Source organism: Candidatus Campbellbacteria bacterium (assembly GCA_028817035.1).
In the GTDB taxonomy this organism is placed as follows: domain Bacteria; phylum Patescibacteriota; class Minisyncoccia; order Phycocordibacterales; family JABAAK01; genus JAPPQH01.
Genome location: JAPPQH010000011.1, coordinates 1 through 14,896, shown reverse-complemented (window position 1 = coordinate 14,896; position 14,896 = coordinate 1). Strand labels below are relative to the sequence as shown.

Annotated in this window: 17 protein-coding genes and 1 tRNA gene; 4 read left to right on the top strand and 14 right to left on the bottom strand. The window is 36.9% G+C overall.

All coding sequences use genetic code 11. The features are described 5' to 3' along the window. On the bottom strand, positions 1-412 hold a 412-nt coding region (locus OXU73_01890; GenBank protein ID MDD9868060.1), incomplete at its 3' end, for a hypothetical protein. 174 nt (positions 413-586) lie between these two features. On the opposite strand from OXU73_01890, the gene OXU73_01885 reads away from it, so the two are divergent. The 4 genes from OXU73_01885 to OXU73_01870 all read left to right on the top strand — a co-directional run bounded on the left by OXU73_01885 (position 587) and on the right by OXU73_01870 (position 5,080). After that, complete coding sequence (locus tag OXU73_01885) at positions 587-2,683, top strand: DUF87 domain-containing protein (GenBank protein ID MDD9868059.1); 2,097 nt, start codon at positions 587-589, stop codon at positions 2,681-2,683. Positions 2,684-3,162: 479 nt separating this feature from the next. Then, positions 3,163-3,792: a hypothetical protein gene (locus OXU73_01880; protein MDD9868058.1), complete on the top strand. Its 630-nt coding sequence runs from the start codon at positions 3,163-3,165 to the stop codon at positions 3,790-3,792. Between the two features lie 134 nt (positions 3,793-3,926). After that, positions 3,927-4,301: a hypothetical protein gene (locus tag OXU73_01875; protein ID MDD9868057.1), complete on the top strand. Its 375-nt coding sequence runs from the start codon at positions 3,927-3,929 to the stop codon at positions 4,299-4,301. Between the two features lie 149 nt (positions 4,302-4,450). Beyond that, on the top strand, positions 4,451-5,080 hold the full coding sequence (locus OXU73_01870) for an HAD family hydrolase (protein ID MDD9868056.1): 630 nt from the start codon (positions 4,451-4,453) through the stop codon (positions 5,078-5,080). A 291-nt stretch (positions 5,081-5,371) separates the two neighbouring features. Here the strand turns inward: OXU73_01870 and OXU73_01865 are convergent, their stop codons facing one another. The 13 genes from OXU73_01865 to OXU73_01805 all read right to left on the bottom strand — a co-directional run bounded on the left by OXU73_01865 (position 5,372) and on the right by OXU73_01805 (position 14,764). Next, the gene (locus OXU73_01865) at positions 5,372-5,650 is read right to left on the bottom strand and encodes a hypothetical protein (GenBank protein ID MDD9868055.1); all 279 of its coding nucleotides are present in this window, start codon (positions 5,648-5,650) and stop codon (positions 5,372-5,374) included. Next, positions 5,647-7,362 (bottom strand): hypothetical protein, encoded by a 1,716-nt coding sequence (locus OXU73_01860; protein ID MDD9868054.1) that lies wholly within the window; start codon positions 7,360-7,362, stop codon positions 5,647-5,649. The genes OXU73_01865 and OXU73_01860 overlap by 4 nt, the downstream gene beginning before the upstream one ends. Before the next feature lie 59 nt (positions 7,363-7,421). Then, a tRNA-Lys gene (locus OXU73_01855) sits at positions 7,422-7,495 on the bottom strand. A 9-nt stretch (positions 7,496-7,504) separates the two neighbouring features. Further along, complete coding sequence (locus tag OXU73_01850) at positions 7,505-7,747, bottom strand: hypothetical protein (protein ID MDD9868053.1); 243 nt, start codon at positions 7,745-7,747, stop codon at positions 7,505-7,507. Between the two features lie 56 nt (positions 7,748-7,803). Continuing rightward, entirely contained in the window at positions 7,804-8,172 is a 369-nt protein-coding gene (locus tag OXU73_01845) for a hypothetical protein (protein ID MDD9868052.1), read from the bottom strand. A 119-nt stretch (positions 8,173-8,291) separates the two neighbouring features. Continuing rightward, positions 8,292-8,891 carry a hypothetical protein gene (locus OXU73_01840; GenBank protein ID MDD9868051.1) on the bottom strand — a complete coding sequence of 200 codons (600 nt, stop codon included), beginning with the start codon at positions 8,889-8,891 and terminating at the stop codon, positions 8,292-8,294. Continuing rightward, the gene (locus OXU73_01835) at positions 8,888-9,199 is read right to left on the bottom strand and encodes a hypothetical protein (protein MDD9868050.1); all 312 of its coding nucleotides are present in this window, start codon (positions 9,197-9,199) and stop codon (positions 8,888-8,890) included. The genes OXU73_01840 and OXU73_01835 overlap by 4 nt, the downstream gene beginning before the upstream one ends. Then, on the bottom strand, positions 9,196-9,582 hold the full coding sequence (locus OXU73_01830; protein ID MDD9868049.1) for a hypothetical protein: 387 nt from the start codon (positions 9,580-9,582) through the stop codon (positions 9,196-9,198). Before OXU73_01830 ends, OXU73_01835 begins: the two co-directional genes overlap by 4 nt. Before the next feature lie 19 nt (positions 9,583-9,601). After that, positions 9,602-10,945, bottom strand: coding sequence for an extracellular solute-binding protein (locus OXU73_01825; protein ID MDD9868048.1), 1,344 nt, complete (start codon positions 10,943-10,945; stop codon positions 9,602-9,604). Continuing rightward, a complete protein-coding gene (locus OXU73_01820; protein MDD9868047.1) occupies positions 10,942-11,469 on the bottom strand; it encodes a methyltransferase domain-containing protein in 528 nt (175 codons plus the stop codon). Before OXU73_01820 ends, OXU73_01825 begins: the two co-directional genes overlap by 4 nt. Beyond that, positions 11,462-13,936, bottom strand: a complete 2,475-nt coding sequence (gene gyrA / locus OXU73_01815; protein MDD9868046.1) for a DNA gyrase subunit A — start codon at positions 13,934-13,936, stop codon at positions 11,462-11,464. Before gyrA ends, OXU73_01820 begins: the two co-directional genes overlap by 8 nt. Before the next feature lie 70 nt (positions 13,937-14,006). Further along, positions 14,007-14,141, bottom strand: coding sequence for a hypothetical protein (locus tag OXU73_01810; GenBank protein MDD9868045.1), 135 nt, complete (start codon positions 14,139-14,141; stop codon positions 14,007-14,009). A gap of 8 nt (positions 14,142-14,149) precedes the next feature. Then, positions 14,150-14,764 carry an MBL fold metallo-hydrolase gene (locus OXU73_01805; protein ID MDD9868044.1) on the bottom strand — a complete coding sequence of 205 codons (615 nt, stop codon included), beginning with the start codon at positions 14,762-14,764 and terminating at the stop codon, positions 14,150-14,152. Between the last annotated feature and the right edge of the window lie 132 nt (positions 14,765-14,896).

The following is a 14,896-nucleotide window of genomic DNA, read 5'->3' as shown; positions in this document are numbered from 1 at the left end:
GTTTCGCAATTTTTTTTGGAGATTCATTTACATTTACCCTTCTTCTTTTAACTTTCTCAGAGGTTTCACTTAAATATGCTATGTCCTCTCTTAAATTTTGATAGTAGTTTAGTATATAATGTGTATCTATTGATAATGGGTGATTTCTATTTTTTGTTTTGAAATCAAGTATGAAATCATTCACGCCAAACTCACTAATGAAAAAATTATAAACATTTATTTTAAATTGTTTAGATATTTTTTTTAAAATCCGAAACTCAACTTCCCCGTTTCTTAAATCAAGTTTAATGCTTTCCTTCTTTTCGCTTTTTGTTTTATCTGTTGATATTTCATTTATTATCCTATCAAGAGTATAATTAAAAAAATCTAAGTATTTACTTAATATTTCTTTTTCAAATTTTACTTTTTTCATATATTCTATTCCCCCACCCTTTCTTTTTTGACCCTAAATATATTTGTTAAAGTAATGATAACAAATAATCACAATTCATGCAAAACACCTCTTTTTCCCTTAGACAATCACAAACTACTTGATATTAAAAGCGTTTTGTGATAGTGTACACAAGCAAAATAAATAGATTAGATAATGGAAGGCAATAAGAACATTCAAAATAAATCAATACTTTATAATAGGTTTTTAGCCTTTGTCCTTTTCATACTTGCCCTTATATTACTGCATTATATATTTAATGGTTCTATCCTGCCCAGCCCTGAAACAAAGAATCTTTGGTTTTATTCAGGAATTTTTATGATTGGGTTCTCAATTTTATATATTGAGCCATATTACACTTCTCCACGCAATGTAATTACAAATGTCATTCCGCTATTACTTATTCTATTTGCTATTCGCCCATTTTTTAATCAGGATATTATATGGTGGTGTGCCGTTATCATACTGTCCTTACTTCTCTTATCATCAATTCTTGCTCTTACCTTTGAAGATAAAGAAAAAAGTGGGAATCATAAAAATAATAAAATATCAAATGCTTTAAAAAATCTAGTGGTTCTTGTCGGACAAGGCAAAATTTTATATTCTGCAGTTTTTCTTTTTTTCTTATATGATTTACCTAAAAATGGCTATACTCTCATATTACTTATTTTGTGGGCAGCAATATTGTTGATAGATCCAAAAAAGTTTCATAATTCATTTTCTCTAGATATTAAAAAATCAGATAAAAATCAAATCGGCAAAATTTTTGGAGTACAATCCAAAAAAATATTTTTGGTTAAATTGTTTGAAGACAGGCAAAGCATTAGAAAATTTGATTTGGTTCAATTCAAATATTCTATGCAAGGTTCAAATGATATAATCATAACTGGAATTATTTTCGATACATATCTATTAGATCAAGAAAGATGGATAAAAGTATTACAACTTAATAATGGAATCCAAAAAGAACCTAATCTTGAGAAAAATGTTGTTTACAAAATATCTGACAATATTAAAAACAGGGAAAAAGAGCTTAAAATTGATGACTTTGTCGGAGTTGTGATTGATGGCTCAAATATAGGAAAAATTAAGTTTGAATATTCAAAAAAGAAAGAAGATCTGCAAGAAGGAGATTTGTTAGAATTAAATATTGGTGATGAAAAACTTTTTTATCAAGTAGTAAGTGGAACAACACACAAAGAGAGACTTGAGGCACGAAATGAAATGGGTTTCATTGAGGGAGAGGCTATTCAGCTTGGGGAATGGTGTGATGACGAACTTTCATTTCAAAAATATGGTTGGGTTCCACCAATAAATACACCCATATTTATGGCCGATACATCTGATACAAAAGTTAATAAATTTTCTTACCCTGATTATAAACTAGGAAGTATTCCAAAAACTAGTTTGCCATCGGTAATCAATTTAGATGAGGCTATAAGTCATCATACGGCATTATTAGGAGTAACTGGGTCAGGTAAATCATTCCTTGCGCATGAAATTATCAATAAAATTAAAGCAGATACAAAAGTTATTTGTGTTGATTTCAATAAAGAATTTATCACAACACTTACCCCTGCACCTTCAAATATCATAAAGGATGCTGAAGCCAAACAAATTGCAGAGAAAATAAACTGGATAAATAGTGAATTAGAAAAGTTTTCTAACCAACAAGATAAAGGCAGGATAAAAAAAGAGCAAGGGGAAATAAACAAGATTCTTAAAAAAGAAATAGAATTATTTTTTGATGACACAAGTAGTAATATCAAAGTTTTTGAATTACCAGATCTAAGCAACACAACTGGAATTTTAGACTACACAAGATACTTCTTTAAAGTCCTTTTTGAAATAGCCAAAGAAAGACAAAGGATAAAAAACCCTATAAAGACTTGTGTAGTTCTTGAAGAAGCCCATACAATCATCCCAGAATGGAACTTCATGGGAAGTAGTGATAAAACATCACAAAGTTTAGTGAATAGTATTGGTCAGATAGCATTACAGGGTAGAAAATACGGTATTGGCTTTCTTGTGATAGCGCAAAGAACTGCCAATGTTTCAAAAACTGTTTTAACTCAATGTAATACTGTTATTTGTTTTCAAGCATTTGATGAAACAAGTTTTTCTTTTTTGGGCAACTATGTTGGAAAAGAAATGGTACAGACACTTCCAAATCTAAAACAATACCATGCAATTATAACAGGTAAAGCAGTTAAATCTAATATTCCAATGATTATTGATTTAAAAAGAAGTTAGGGCGAAGACTCTAAAAAAACACCAATCACTTCAAGCAAATCACAGCCTCCCCTCCAAATCCTATAATACTACTTTATTATCGCGAACGGCTTTGCCGTTCGCTTGACTTGCCTCGCAGGCTCGGCAAGGTCGGACTCACATATTCCAAACTATTTCATTCGCTCGCTCGCATCATCTCACACCCTCCAAATCCTATAATATATTTATTATAATATATTTATTATAATAAATATATTATAATACTACTTGCCTCGCAAGCTCGTTGCGGTCGGACCCACGCCCTCCGCGACCCTTCCACCCAATTATAATAAAATATACTATTTTATTATTTTACAAAACCAAGTTTTTATATTATCGCTCGTGGCTCCGCCACTCCCCTCCTTGTTCCCTCCTTGCTGTTGTGTTGGTATTGTTGTATCATTAATACTTGAAGGCGACTTGTCGTTGCCGAATGATCTTTTCAAAACGGAGGCGAAGAGATGACTATGTATGCTGTTTTTGACATCAATGGTGTCATGATCAAGGGGGTAGACAAGTCTGTGATGGAAACCTTGAAAGCCCTTGGTATTTCGCCCTCTAAAGAGAAGAAATACCAAACGCGTAAAGAGTTGTTTAGACAAGAAGGGCTTGACTATGAAGCTTTTCTTCGCGAGGTTTGGCGTGGCGAACACTCTGTAAACATAAAGCCCGCTGAGGGTGCTGTGGAGTGCGTCAAACGACTCAAGGGGTTGGGTGTCAACATATCTGCGGTATCTTCAATGACAACCAGTCTTTATCTTGCGAAGGAGACATTGAAGAAGTATGGCTTTCCTATAGAGGAGTTCCATGGTGTAGGACATCTCAATAGTAAATGGGATGCCATACAAAGACCCGGTTTCACGGTATTCGTTGACAATGAGAAAGAAAATATTGACTACATATTGGAAGAGATGGAGGTACGCTCTGACTACCAGAGCGGACGCATCAAACTTGTCTTATGCAACTTAGAAGGAGAAGAACAATGCATGGAACAATGCCCAAATGTAGTTGATATTGCCAGATCGTGGGAGGATATAGACAATATCATTCAACGATTTGGAGAAGGGGTTGGGTTTCTTCAACCTCTTTAGTCAAACTCTCCGTTGCTCGTCATAGAGCAACGGAGTTTTTCTTTTTTATTAACGCACACTTGACGCTTTGTGTAGAGGTGGTAATATATAAATAGACATGTTCTTTAACCACGAACAACAAAGGAGGTGAAGTGATGGAAACTGAAGGTGTCTTGATCACAACTGTTCGTGTCCCAACGCTGACTCGCACAATCAAGATGGATTTGGAGGGTTGGTCTGATTCTGTAAGTGGAAAGGTTTCAAGCTTGCGAAAACGCTTAAACGAAATTGAAAGGTATGCCAAAAACCCTTTTTGCGATATCTACAAAATCTACAAAGAGGATATTGATGATGCGAGGTCAAACTTGGACAAAGCATTTGCTTTGTTTAAGGAGACTGAGGGTTGTTTGAAGAATTATTTCTTTCCTTTTGTGGGTGAATCTCTCCGTGCAGACAAAACATCAGAGATATTGTTGAAGGTAGAAAATGATATCTCTTCCTTTGAAAGCAGGGTGTTCAAAAAGCGGTGATTTGAATAGAGCAGACCTTGTGTCTGCTCTATTTTTTTGTCTCTCCCCTCCTTGTTCCCTCCTTGCTGTTGTGTTGGTATTGTTGTATCATTAATACTTGAAGGCGACTTGTCGTTGCCGAATGATCTTTTCAAAACGGAGGCGAAGAGATGACTATGTATGCTGTTTTTGACTTTGATGGGGTTCTCTTCGTGGGAATTAAAAAGTTGAAATCGTTTGTCGCGGAGGAGGAATTTGGTATTTGCATGACTCCTGAGCAGGAGGAAAACCAATCCCAGTATCTCAGAGGTGTGATGAGGGAAAAAGGAACTGATTACTCAACTATCTTTTTGAACATGGTTTATAGTGAAAAATACGCTATGGATCTGAAGCCTGCTGAGGGTGCTTTGGAGTGTGTCAGACAACTCCAAGAGTTGGGTGTTGATGTTTCTGTGGTGTCTTCAAGGTACAAAAGCATTCCTGTCGCCAAAGAGATGTTGAAGAAGCGTGGTTTTCCTATAAAGGAGATCCGTGGTGTAGGATATTCTAATAGTAAATGGGATGACATACAGAGACCTGGTCCTGTTATCTTCTTTGATGATAGTCCAGAAAAAATCCTCCCGATACTGGAAAAAATAAAAGAATGTCCTGGTCGTTACACTGGTCCCAAAACCATCAAACCTGTCTTGGTTTGTATTGAGGAAGAACAGTATTTGGAGGGAGTTGATATCGTCAGATCGTGGGATGACATATATAATGCTGTTCGACGATTTGGTGGTTATGACCGTGCTCTTGGTTGAATCCTTCCGTCTAATCTCTCCGTTGCTCGCCAGAGCAACGGAGTTTTTCTTTTTTATTATCGCTCGGCAACTTCGTTGCCTCGCTTGGCTTGCCTCGCAAGCTCGGCAAGGTCAAGTTCCACACCTTCCAATCTTTCACTTACGCTTGGTCGCTTGACGCAACTCGCAGGCTCGTTGCGGTCGGACTCACGCCCTCCAAATCCTATAATACTACTTTATTATCGCGAACGGCTTTGCCGTTCGCTTGACTTGCCTCGCAAGCTCGGCAAGGTCGGACTCACATATTCCAAACTATTTGCTCTCCCCTGCAAGTCTTTTGAGTAGGTCTTCCTCTTTTTTCATTATTTCTTCCCATTTTTTGCTGTCTTTTTTTGCAAATGCTTCTTTCTTTGCTTTAAAATTTTCAGACATCCAGAGAATCCATTTTGGATGGATCATAAAAAGGGTGTGTAGTGGTTTTAGGTCTTCATCTTTTACTTTTTTCAGAGAATTAACAAAATCTTTGACACTTTCAGATGAAATATCTGACTTTTCTATAATTTCTAATATTTTTTCAAGATTGGTGGTCATGATTGGTTTTGATTTGAAAAATAAGCAATCATTTTGTCTATAGCATCATCTTTGCCTGGAAAGTGCCTTCTCAAAATATCTTTTCCCTCTTTAGTCTGTAATATACGTTCAAGTTCAGAAAGATTTGTGATAAGTTTTCTCTCTTTTGCAGATACCTTTTCAACATTTAACTCAAATTCTTTGTATAGATTCTTAGGGAATTTGCCTTTTAGAAACTCCCATATCTCCATTTGTTTCTCCTCCCACACATCACCATGTAAATCAATAATCCTTTTCTCATACTCTGCAATTTGCTGTCTTAATCTTTCTTTCTCTTTGTCCGCTTCTGTTTCCTTCATTTTGCCTCTCGACACTTGAAGACCAATTCCCCTTATGGATTCCTCATTATTCTCAATCTGTTTTTCTAAAAATTCTATTTGTCCCTCTATTTTTGTCCATTTTTTATTAATTAATGATGAAAGGTCTTCTTTATACTCAATAATTTGAAGTAACTCTTCTGCTGATTTGGCGAGTTCTGATAATCGTTGTGGAGATAAATCTTTCTGTTCTACGGCATCTGCACGCACAGATGTCACATCAAGTCCATAACCTACTGCATCTGTCCCTGCTTGACTTTTTATCTCTTCATAAATCGGACTAAACTTGTAAAATAAAGGAAATTGTATTTCTAGTCTCTTGTTTATATATTTTTCTTTATCTGGGAACAAACCGCCATACAATGTTTTTCCTATTGCCCAAAATAATTTGTTATAAGCTTCTTCTTGATTCTGCTGCCATTTATCTCTTTCATCTCTCCTATACACTTTCTCTTTGGTTCTCATACCTTTCTTTATAGCATTCCATAAGAACCCATCCCAATTATAATAACCTGCAATTGATTCAGACCAGTTGTCGGCAAGATCAAAAATTCTATTGACGGCCTCGTCTGGTATGGTTATTGCAGCGTGGGGATTGTAAAGTTCTAAGATTTTTCTTATATCTCCTTTTCTTCCTTCTTTCCATGAATCCAGATGTGTTGAGTCATTTGGATTGCTAAGCGAACTTCGGATTGTAAAAGTACCTGCAGCATCCCTAAATTTAGATTGGTGTGAATTAGTAGGATTTAGAAGTGCATTTATATAGCTTAATGCTTTGTTGGTAGTTTGAATTCCTTCTTTCCATTCTTCTTCTAAACCTCCGTTGACTGCCTCTTGATACTCAAGATATTGTTCTTGTGTTATCACACGACCATCTGTAGTAACAAAGGATTCTATTCTTCCGCCTGCTAATTCAACAAAGTTTTGAAAATTAAGCTCTTTTTCGCCCGTTTCTCTTGCTTGCTCGTTTACATTTAGGCTAAAATGTGCATTCCTATGTACTTCAACTGGTCTTATGATTTTTGCTTCTGTGGTTGATTGGTCTTCAACATTTGCGACTATCGTTGGGCGTTGAGGAATTGCGTCCCTTAGTATTGCTTCATGATCTTCCTTTTTTCCAAAATCTGAATGATCTCTTGCTGAAATCCTTTCGCCAGTTTGGTGGTCTCCAAATTGTACAGCATTTACAGTTGTGCTTTTCGCTAATGATGAACCTAAAAGAAGTGCCAGTACCACAGAAGAGAGATGTGGATGATTTTCTTTCATCCTCCTCAAAAAACTCCTTTCTTTGTTAAGGGCTGCTTCGGGGTTAAACTCTTCCTTTTCGGATGCTCTTCTTATTTCAATAGATCTCATTATGTTTATTATATAATAAATTTATTTTGTTTGTTGATTTGCTTATAAAATCATTCAAGTCCGCCCACTAGGACTTGAACCTAGAACCGTCTCCTTAAGAGGGAGCTGCTCTGCCAAATTGAGCTATGGGCGGTGCACTTTATTATTGTGGCACAATATCTTTAAGTAATTCAAGAATACCAAAGACGGTGAATATAATAAAGAGTCCTGTGGTTCCCCATATCATAAGTTCTTTGCCTTTTTTTCTTCCTTCTTCATCTTCTGCTTGAAGGACAAACCTTGCCATACCAAAGACAAAAATTATTACCGCCAAACTTGAGAGGAGTATTATGAGAGGATTAAGAAGTGCCTCACTGAGAGAGTTGACAAAATTTTGAACAGGCATATTTGGACCCCACCCTATTAAGAGAGTTTGTTAAAGAAGATATAATTTTTCTTTTACTATCGTCTTGTGGGTAGGTTTGGCTGTTGGATGGGGCTTTGGGTTCTATCACTTCCTATTGATCCTTGAATGAAACGAAGGATACCCCAGACAGAGAACATTATAACCAAGATAACCAAAGCTGTGACTATCTTTTTTACTCTTTCTGATTTTTCTTCTTCTGCCCCCATTAAGTATCTCACTAACTGCCAAAGAAAGAACAAAAATGCAAGTGCAAACAATATATTAACACCTGCCTGTATTATTCCCAAAATATTACCTTCTACAGTTCTCACAGTACCGGTTTGGGCAAACGAAATTGCTGGTAAGATAAGAGATAAAAGAACTGGTAGCAAATAAGATGCTTTGTTTAATTCTATGCTTTTCATAATCAAAATATTTTAATAATTTATATATCTTTAATTATACTCAAAATGCGACTAATAATATAAGAAATGGCAATAATAAGGTGGAAAAGTTGGGGTTGGTAGGTATTTGCTTTACTGCCCTATCTCTTCTTGGGAACTAATTTGTTGATTATTTCTTGGGTGATTGAGGGGGTTTTTACCTCTCCCACATCCCCACATCTTGTTTGCTGGAATTGTGTTCCCCTTGGAAACTGTCTTGGAGTTTGGCGACTGGCACCCACTCTTTCACCGTTTCTTTCTATTATCACTGGTTCGGTGCGAAAAATTGGTGATTCTATCTGCCCTGAAGATGGTCCTGAACCTTCTGGAGCATCGGAACCCACTGGTCTGCTGATTGTCTCACCTCTAATACAAATGGTGCTTTGGATGATGCGGACTATTCCATAAAAACTAAACATCACTGCGAGAATGACAAGAGAGATCATTATGTATCTCATTTTTTCTTTTCTGTCGGTGTCTTCGCTTGAAAGAAGGAATAATGTAAGACGATAAATAAAGAAAAGAAATGCGAGTGCAAAAAGTATATTGAATGTTGAAGCGATTATATTTTCTACTCCTTCAATAACTGCGCCTATGCCAGTGGTTTCTCCTCCTTCTTGTGCGAAAGCAAAAACTGGAAAAAGAAGGGTTGTATATGTTGCCAAAAATATTTTATTTTTATTATTAAAAATGTTTTTCATACACCAAGACCAAATGAGGATTGCAAAATTCTTATCGCTGTGTATATGGAGAATGTGAAGGCGATTATAATTAGGCTCCACACTATGCGATATTTTAGCGCTCCTCTTTTTTGTATGTCATCTGGATTCATTATAACCATCAGTGCTGCGTTCCAAATAAAAAATAATATCATTAATGAAAAGGCGATTTGGAGAAGGCTTGATAAAAAGTCAAGTAGGGTTCCTTCCACGAGTTCTCTGAAACTTGCGGCAGACACGGCTTCTGGGGTGGAAAAAAATATTAAAAACAATGCGAGAAGAGTAATCATAAATCTTTTATATTATGCGCGATATCTTTTTCATAAATTTCTGTGTTCTGTACCAGTATTTCATCTGCGGTTTGTTCTATGACTGCTTTGATGCCGTAGACACTTAATATTAAAGCTGAACCTAACAGTGCATAAAGAAGCCAAATTTTGTTTTCTTTAAGTTTTTCACTGTTGCCTATTGCGGCATTATAAACCATAGAAAAACCTATAAAAACGATGGCGACAACTATCAACGGAATCACTATCAGTAGTAGAGCGTCTATTATGTTTGATATCAAATCGGTTAATGACTGCGCCTTGAGGGGATTGTCTATCTGTGCGTAGACACTAAAAGCGGGTATAAAAAATATGGATGAGATGATGAAAAAGCGTGTTAATACCATATGAGTATAGTATAACCTACTATTGCTGGGATGCTTCTTCTCTTCTTAAAATAATTGCTTCAATATTTTGTTGTATTCCTTCTATGGCGTTTCTTGTTGATTCTCGACCAGAAATAATGGATAAAATGGCGTTTCTAAATATTATTTCTGTTTCTCTGAAGGAGGGGTCGTGCCATGTGTCTGATATGAGCACGGATCTATAGACGGTGTTTCCAAACTCGCTGTCTGGGTAAGATGAGAATAGTGCTCTGTGAGGGGGAGGTAGGATGGGGTTTGTCTGTGCTATCACATTAACATCTGAAAGTATGTTTGCTACTGAGATTGAGAGTGCGGAGTCTCTTGCGGATCTTGGAATAGCAAATGCGTATAGTCGGGCAAAAGTTTTTGGTGAGGGTGCTCCTTTTGGTTGTGGGATTATGGATGTTCCAAAATTGAGATTTGGGTTTGCTCTTGTAAGAATTTCATACTCACTCGCAGGTGCAAGATATAAAAATAATTTTCCTGATAAGAAGAGTTCTCTGTCATCGCGGAGTGAGTTGTTCCAAGAGTACACGCTTTTGTTTGGATTTGAGAATTCGGTATAAAAACGGAAGACTACATTTGCTGGAGATAAAACGCTTTCTTGACTGCCGAATGGTTGTAATGAGGAAACAAAGGAGCCGTTTTCTGTTCTGTAAACGATTGGGATGCCGGCTTGTAGAAGGAGTGTTGATATTATGTCTTTTGCATAGGATATGTTGTTAAAAGAGCCAAGCGCAATGCCACTTGCGGTGATTACGGAACCGTTTTTTATGGTTGCTGCGGGGGTTATTTTAATTGCTATGTCTTCCCAAGAATTTGGTATGTCTGCGCGAAATATACTTTTCTGTGTTTCTTTGTTGTAGAAAAGTATTATTGGGTCAGTAGCAAAAGGAATTGCCAAAATGCCTTCTGGTGCGATCAAAACATCAGCGACTTCAAAGTAAGAGTTTCTATATTCTGATTGTGGGAAATAAGAGTAAGGTATGCTTATCAACTTGTCATACTCTCTTATTATTGATTCGTGAGAGAGTAGCACTAAGTCGGGTCCTCTTCCACTTGCGACTGCGTTTACAAATTCATCAATAAAAGTTATTGGGTCTCTTTCAAAGTATGCTATGTTTTCATAAGATGTGTCTTGTTCAATAAGTTTGTTCAGTACTGGTAAAACATGTTCCTGTGGGAGTGTTCCCCATATAGTAAAACCTGTAAGATCAAGTCCGCTTGCTGAGTCGCTGCTTCCTCTGTAAAGAGAAATGAATGCGACAAAACCAACAGCGACTGCTGCAAATATTCCTAACAAAACATATTGAACTATTAATCCTTGTGAAAAATTTGTTTTCATTTTTTTTCTGCTATAAAACCGAAGTGATGCTCTCCTGTCTTTATTGGACGGACTATTATGAAATCCGCATTGCTGACCCAGTCACGCACATCCTCCTCTTTTATAATCATATCAGGGCTTGGTCCAAGACCATCAAAAGAGTCTAGCCAGTCTATGAAAAGAAGGATGCCGCCCTGTTTGAGCACTCTTTTTGCTTCTTTTATAGCGATATCTTTATTGTTTATCTGGAACAAGACATTTGCCATTATGACAAAATCAGCACAATTCGCCTCCATCCCTGTGCTTCTCTCTTTCTCAAGGTTGCCCCAGATAAATACAGCGTTTTCTCTTCCCTTTTCTCGCATTCTTTCTTTTAGTGATTGAACTAAATCTTTTTGTATATCAAGTGCATACACTTTGCCGTTTTCACCTATTACTTTGCTTACTTCATTTGTGTACTCGCCAAGTCCTGCACCAAAATCAATAACTATGCTTCCGCTTTTTATTCCTGCTTGTTTTATATTCTCTAATGGATGGTTATTCATATGAATATGTTGTGGCGGAGGCGACACTGTCACCTGTTCTTAATCTCATAATTTTCACGCCTTGTGTTTGGCGACCAAGTTTTTTCATTTGTTTTATTTCTGTTCTTATCACCTGACCTTTTGCAGACATGGTCGCGAGTTCTGATACATTTTCGTCCACGATGATGCCGGTTACAACGGGACCTGTTTTTTCACCGACTTTCATTGAGGAAATACCCCTGCCACCTCTTTTTTGTATTCTGTATTCTTTAACTGGGGTTAGTTTTCCATAACCTTTTTTAGAAATTGTTAAGACATTTACATTTTTAGCGTCACTTGATATTTTGCCTACAGATACAACTTCATCATCTTTATCAAGTCCCACTCCTTTAACACCGGAGGCGGTTCTTCCCATCTCGCGAATATCACTTTCTGCAAATCTTATTGCCTTGCCTTTTTTTGAGAACAACATTATCTCATCTTTTTCAGCCAAAAAGAGCGCGTCTATCAGTTTGTCATCTTTTTTGAGAGTAAGTGCTATCAGTCCGTTCTGTCTTACAGATTCAAAATGTTTTACTTTCATTTTTTTCACCACGCCGTGCTTTGTTACGATAAACAACGAACCCTTTTTTTCTTTGAAGTCTGATGGGACATCCAAGACGGAGGTGACTTTTTCACCTGCTGATAAAGAAATAAAGTTTGCAAGCGATTTTCCTCTGGTTGCCTTTTTGCCTTCTGGTATTTCATACATTTTTATTGAATATACTTTTCCATAATCAGAGAAAAACAACATATTGCTATGGCTACTTGTTGTGAGCAATAGTTTTATCGCGTCTTCTTCTTTCGTGTTTAGGTCAACGACACCAACTCCGCCTCTTTTTTGTCTTTTGTATGTTGTTGGGTTTGTCCTTTTTACATAACCGCCTTCTGTGAGAACAAGGACGCTAAGTTCATCTGGGATAAGGTCTTCATCTGAAAATGTCTTGAGCGCAGAAGACATGATTTTTGTCCTTCTTTTGTCGCCATAATTCTCCTCTACTTCTTTGAGATCTTTCTTAATTTCATCATATATTTTCTTCTTGCTTTTCAAAAGTGCCTCCAATTCCTTTATTAAAGCCCTCAATTTTTTAAGTTCATCTTCAAGTTCTTTTCTTTCAAGTCCGGTTAATTTCTGGATTTTCATTTCCAAAATTGCCTCTGCCTGTCTGTCCGAGAATTTGAACTTTTTTATAAGGGATGCCCGCGCTTCTTTCACATCTTTCGCCTTTTTTACCAACTTGATTATCTCATCAATGTGATCAAGTGCTTTTTTAAGTCCGGCGACTATGTGCTCTCTTTCCTTTGCTTTGTTCAAATCAAATTTGGTTCTGCGGGTTATGATGGTTTCTCTGTGTTTTATAAACTCCTCAAGAAGCGCTTTCAGAGAAAGAGTTTTTGGGACGCCACCGACAAGGACTGTTATGTTGTAGTGAAATGTGTCTTCAAGCTGTGTGTGTTTGTATAAATAGTTGAGTATTTTTTGCGGTTGTGCTGATGGCTTGAGATCTATGACTACATTTATATCTGAGGTTGATTCATCTCTTAGGTCTTTAATTCCTTCTATTTTTTTCTCACGCGCAAGTTGTGCTATTTTCATTACCAACCTTGATTTGTTTACTTTGTATGGTATTGATTTAATGATTATTGATGAACCCCTTTTTCCGTCTACTATTTCTGCTTCGCCGCGAACGACAACCCCTCCTCTGCCTGTTGCATAAGCGTGGTGTATGTCTTTTCTGTTATAAACAATCCCACCTGTTGGAAAATCAGGTCCTTTTATGTGTTCAAGTAAATCTTCATTTGTTGCTTCGGGGTCGTCTATGAGGTGTTTTAATGCAGAGACAACTTCAACTATATTGTGCGGTGGGACATCAGTTGCCATTCCAACCGCTATTCCGAGTGTTCCGTTCAAAATTAAATTAGGGATACGCGCAGGAAGAACTGTTGGTTCTTTTGTGGTGTTTTCATAATTAGGAATCCAAGAAACTGTTTCTTTATTTACATCCTTTAACAATTCCTCAGCTATTTTAGAAAGTTTTGCTTCTGTGTATCTTTCAGCGGCAGGTGGATCTCCGTCTATGGAGCCGTAGTTACCCTGTCCTATAACAAGCGGATATCTTGTGTTGAACTCCTGCGCGAGCTTAACCATTGTGTCATAAACAGAGACCGTTCCGTGTGGGTGGTATTTGCTCACTACCTCACCGGTTATCCTTGCTGACTTTCTTGTTTTTGCAGTGTGGTTCAATCCTATCCCGTGCATCGCATACATTATTCTTCTTTGGACTGGTTTCAAACCATCACGAACATCTGGAAGGGCGCGAGATGTGATAGTTGACATTGCATAGTCCAAATATGCAGAGCGCATCTGCTCTGTTATTTCAGCAGGCTGTATGTTGACATGGACATTCTTGTCCTCTGGCTCTTCTGTGTTTTTTTTGTCTTTGGGCATATTATATATATTTTACCACAAATATTATTTTTTTATATGATTTTTAGATGATTATGTTAAATAATTATTTTTATATACCAAAAAATATTAAATAAGCCAGCCAGACCACCACGATGATGCCTACTATTATAAATGTTATGCGCTTTGCCGCCCTTTTTCTTGTCTTTATATCTTTTTTCTGCAATTTTCTTATAAAGTCTTTCATCTGAAAATTTAGGAATAATCAATTATCGCGACATCTGTCGACTCAGACATAAGGTTGTTCTTTTTTATTGAGAGTTTGCTCACTGAATCTTTTTTGTCATCGCCGTGGGCTTTTATGAATTTTTTTACCTCTGCTTCGTTGCCTTTGTATGAGGTTGGTATGATTAACGAAGGTTGCAGAGATATCGCAAGTCTATAACCTTCAGAAGCAGAGAGCAGATGTCCCCCACCTATAGGCACAAAGACGATATCAACCTGCCCTATCGCTTCTCGTGTTTTGTCTGTTATTGTTTTTTCTGACACGGCACCCAAAACACAACATCTTATGGATTCAATTTCAAATGAATATATTGTGTTTATTTTTTCTTTACCTTTGTAATTAGTTTTTACTGAGATACCAAGAACACTGACACCCTTGACTTCATATTCACCTGCGTGATCTATGACGAACACATCTTTTTCATTTTTTATTTTTGCCACTCCGTTAAAATCGGAGTCGTTAAGAGAAACCAGCGCGATATCACCCTTCAATGACTTCCCTTTTGAGTCAGAGGGGTTGCATACGACAGAGACATCTTTACTTGAAAGACAGAAACAAGAATTTTCGTGGTGTGTTATATTCATTAAATTTTATTATAGCACTTTTATATGAGATATAATAAAGATATATGAAAGAAAACAAGATGGGTGCAGAATTCCTAAGAAGCAACAACCCAAACATACATAAAACGATGGGAGGACCTGCGAGGAGGGAGA

What these genes read in the sequence shown, in the direction of transcription:
- OXU73_01885 (MDD9868059.1), top strand. Translation starts at nt 587, where the DNA reads ATGGAAGGCAATAAGAACATTCAAAATAAATCAATACTTTATAATAGG.
- OXU73_01880 (MDD9868058.1), top strand. Translation starts at nt 3,163, where the DNA reads ATGACTATGTATGCTGTTTTTGACATCAATGGTGTCATGATCAAGGGG.
- OXU73_01875 (MDD9868057.1), top strand. Translation starts at nt 3,927, where the DNA reads ATGGAAACTGAAGGTGTCTTGATCACAACTGTTCGTGTCCCAACGCTG.
- OXU73_01870 (MDD9868056.1), top strand. Translation starts at nt 4,451, where the DNA reads ATGACTATGTATGCTGTTTTTGACTTTGATGGGGTTCTCTTCGTGGGA.
- OXU73_01865 (MDD9868055.1), bottom strand. Translation starts at nt 5,650, where the DNA reads ATGACCACCAATCTTGAAAAAATATTAGAAATTATAGAAAAGTCAGAT.
- OXU73_01860 (MDD9868054.1), bottom strand. Translation starts at nt 7,362, where the DNA reads ATGAGATCTATTGAAATAAGAAGAGCATCCGAAAAGGAAGAGTTTAAC.
- OXU73_01850 (MDD9868053.1), bottom strand. Translation starts at nt 7,747, where the DNA reads ATGCCTGTTCAAAATTTTGTCAACTCTCTCAGTGAGGCACTTCTTAAT.
- OXU73_01845 (MDD9868052.1), bottom strand. Translation starts at nt 8,172, where the DNA reads ATGAAAAGCATAGAATTAAACAAAGCATCTTATTTGCTACCAGTTCTT.
- OXU73_01840 (MDD9868051.1), bottom strand. Translation starts at nt 8,891, where the DNA reads ATGAAAAACATTTTTAATAATAAAAATAAAATATTTTTGGCAACATAT.
- OXU73_01835 (MDD9868050.1), bottom strand. Translation starts at nt 9,199, where the DNA reads ATGATTACTCTTCTCGCATTGTTTTTAATATTTTTTTCCACCCCAGAA.
- OXU73_01830 (MDD9868049.1), bottom strand. Translation starts at nt 9,582, where the DNA reads ATGGTATTAACACGCTTTTTCATCATCTCATCCATATTTTTTATACCC.
- OXU73_01825 (MDD9868048.1), bottom strand. Translation starts at nt 10,945, where the DNA reads ATGAAAACAAATTTTTCACAAGGATTAATAGTTCAATATGTTTTGTTA.
- OXU73_01820 (MDD9868047.1), bottom strand. Translation starts at nt 11,469, where the DNA reads ATGAATAACCATCCATTAGAGAATATAAAACAAGCAGGAATAAAAAGC.
- gyrA (MDD9868046.1), bottom strand. Translation starts at nt 13,936, where the DNA reads ATGCCCAAAGACAAAAAAAACACAGAAGAGCCAGAGGACAAGAATGTC.
- OXU73_01810 (MDD9868045.1), bottom strand. Translation starts at nt 14,141, where the DNA reads ATGAAAGACTTTATAAGAAAATTGCAGAAAAAAGATATAAAGACAAGA.
- OXU73_01805 (MDD9868044.1), bottom strand. Translation starts at nt 14,764, where the DNA reads ATGAATATAACACACCACGAAAATTCTTGTTTCTGTCTTTCAAGTAAA.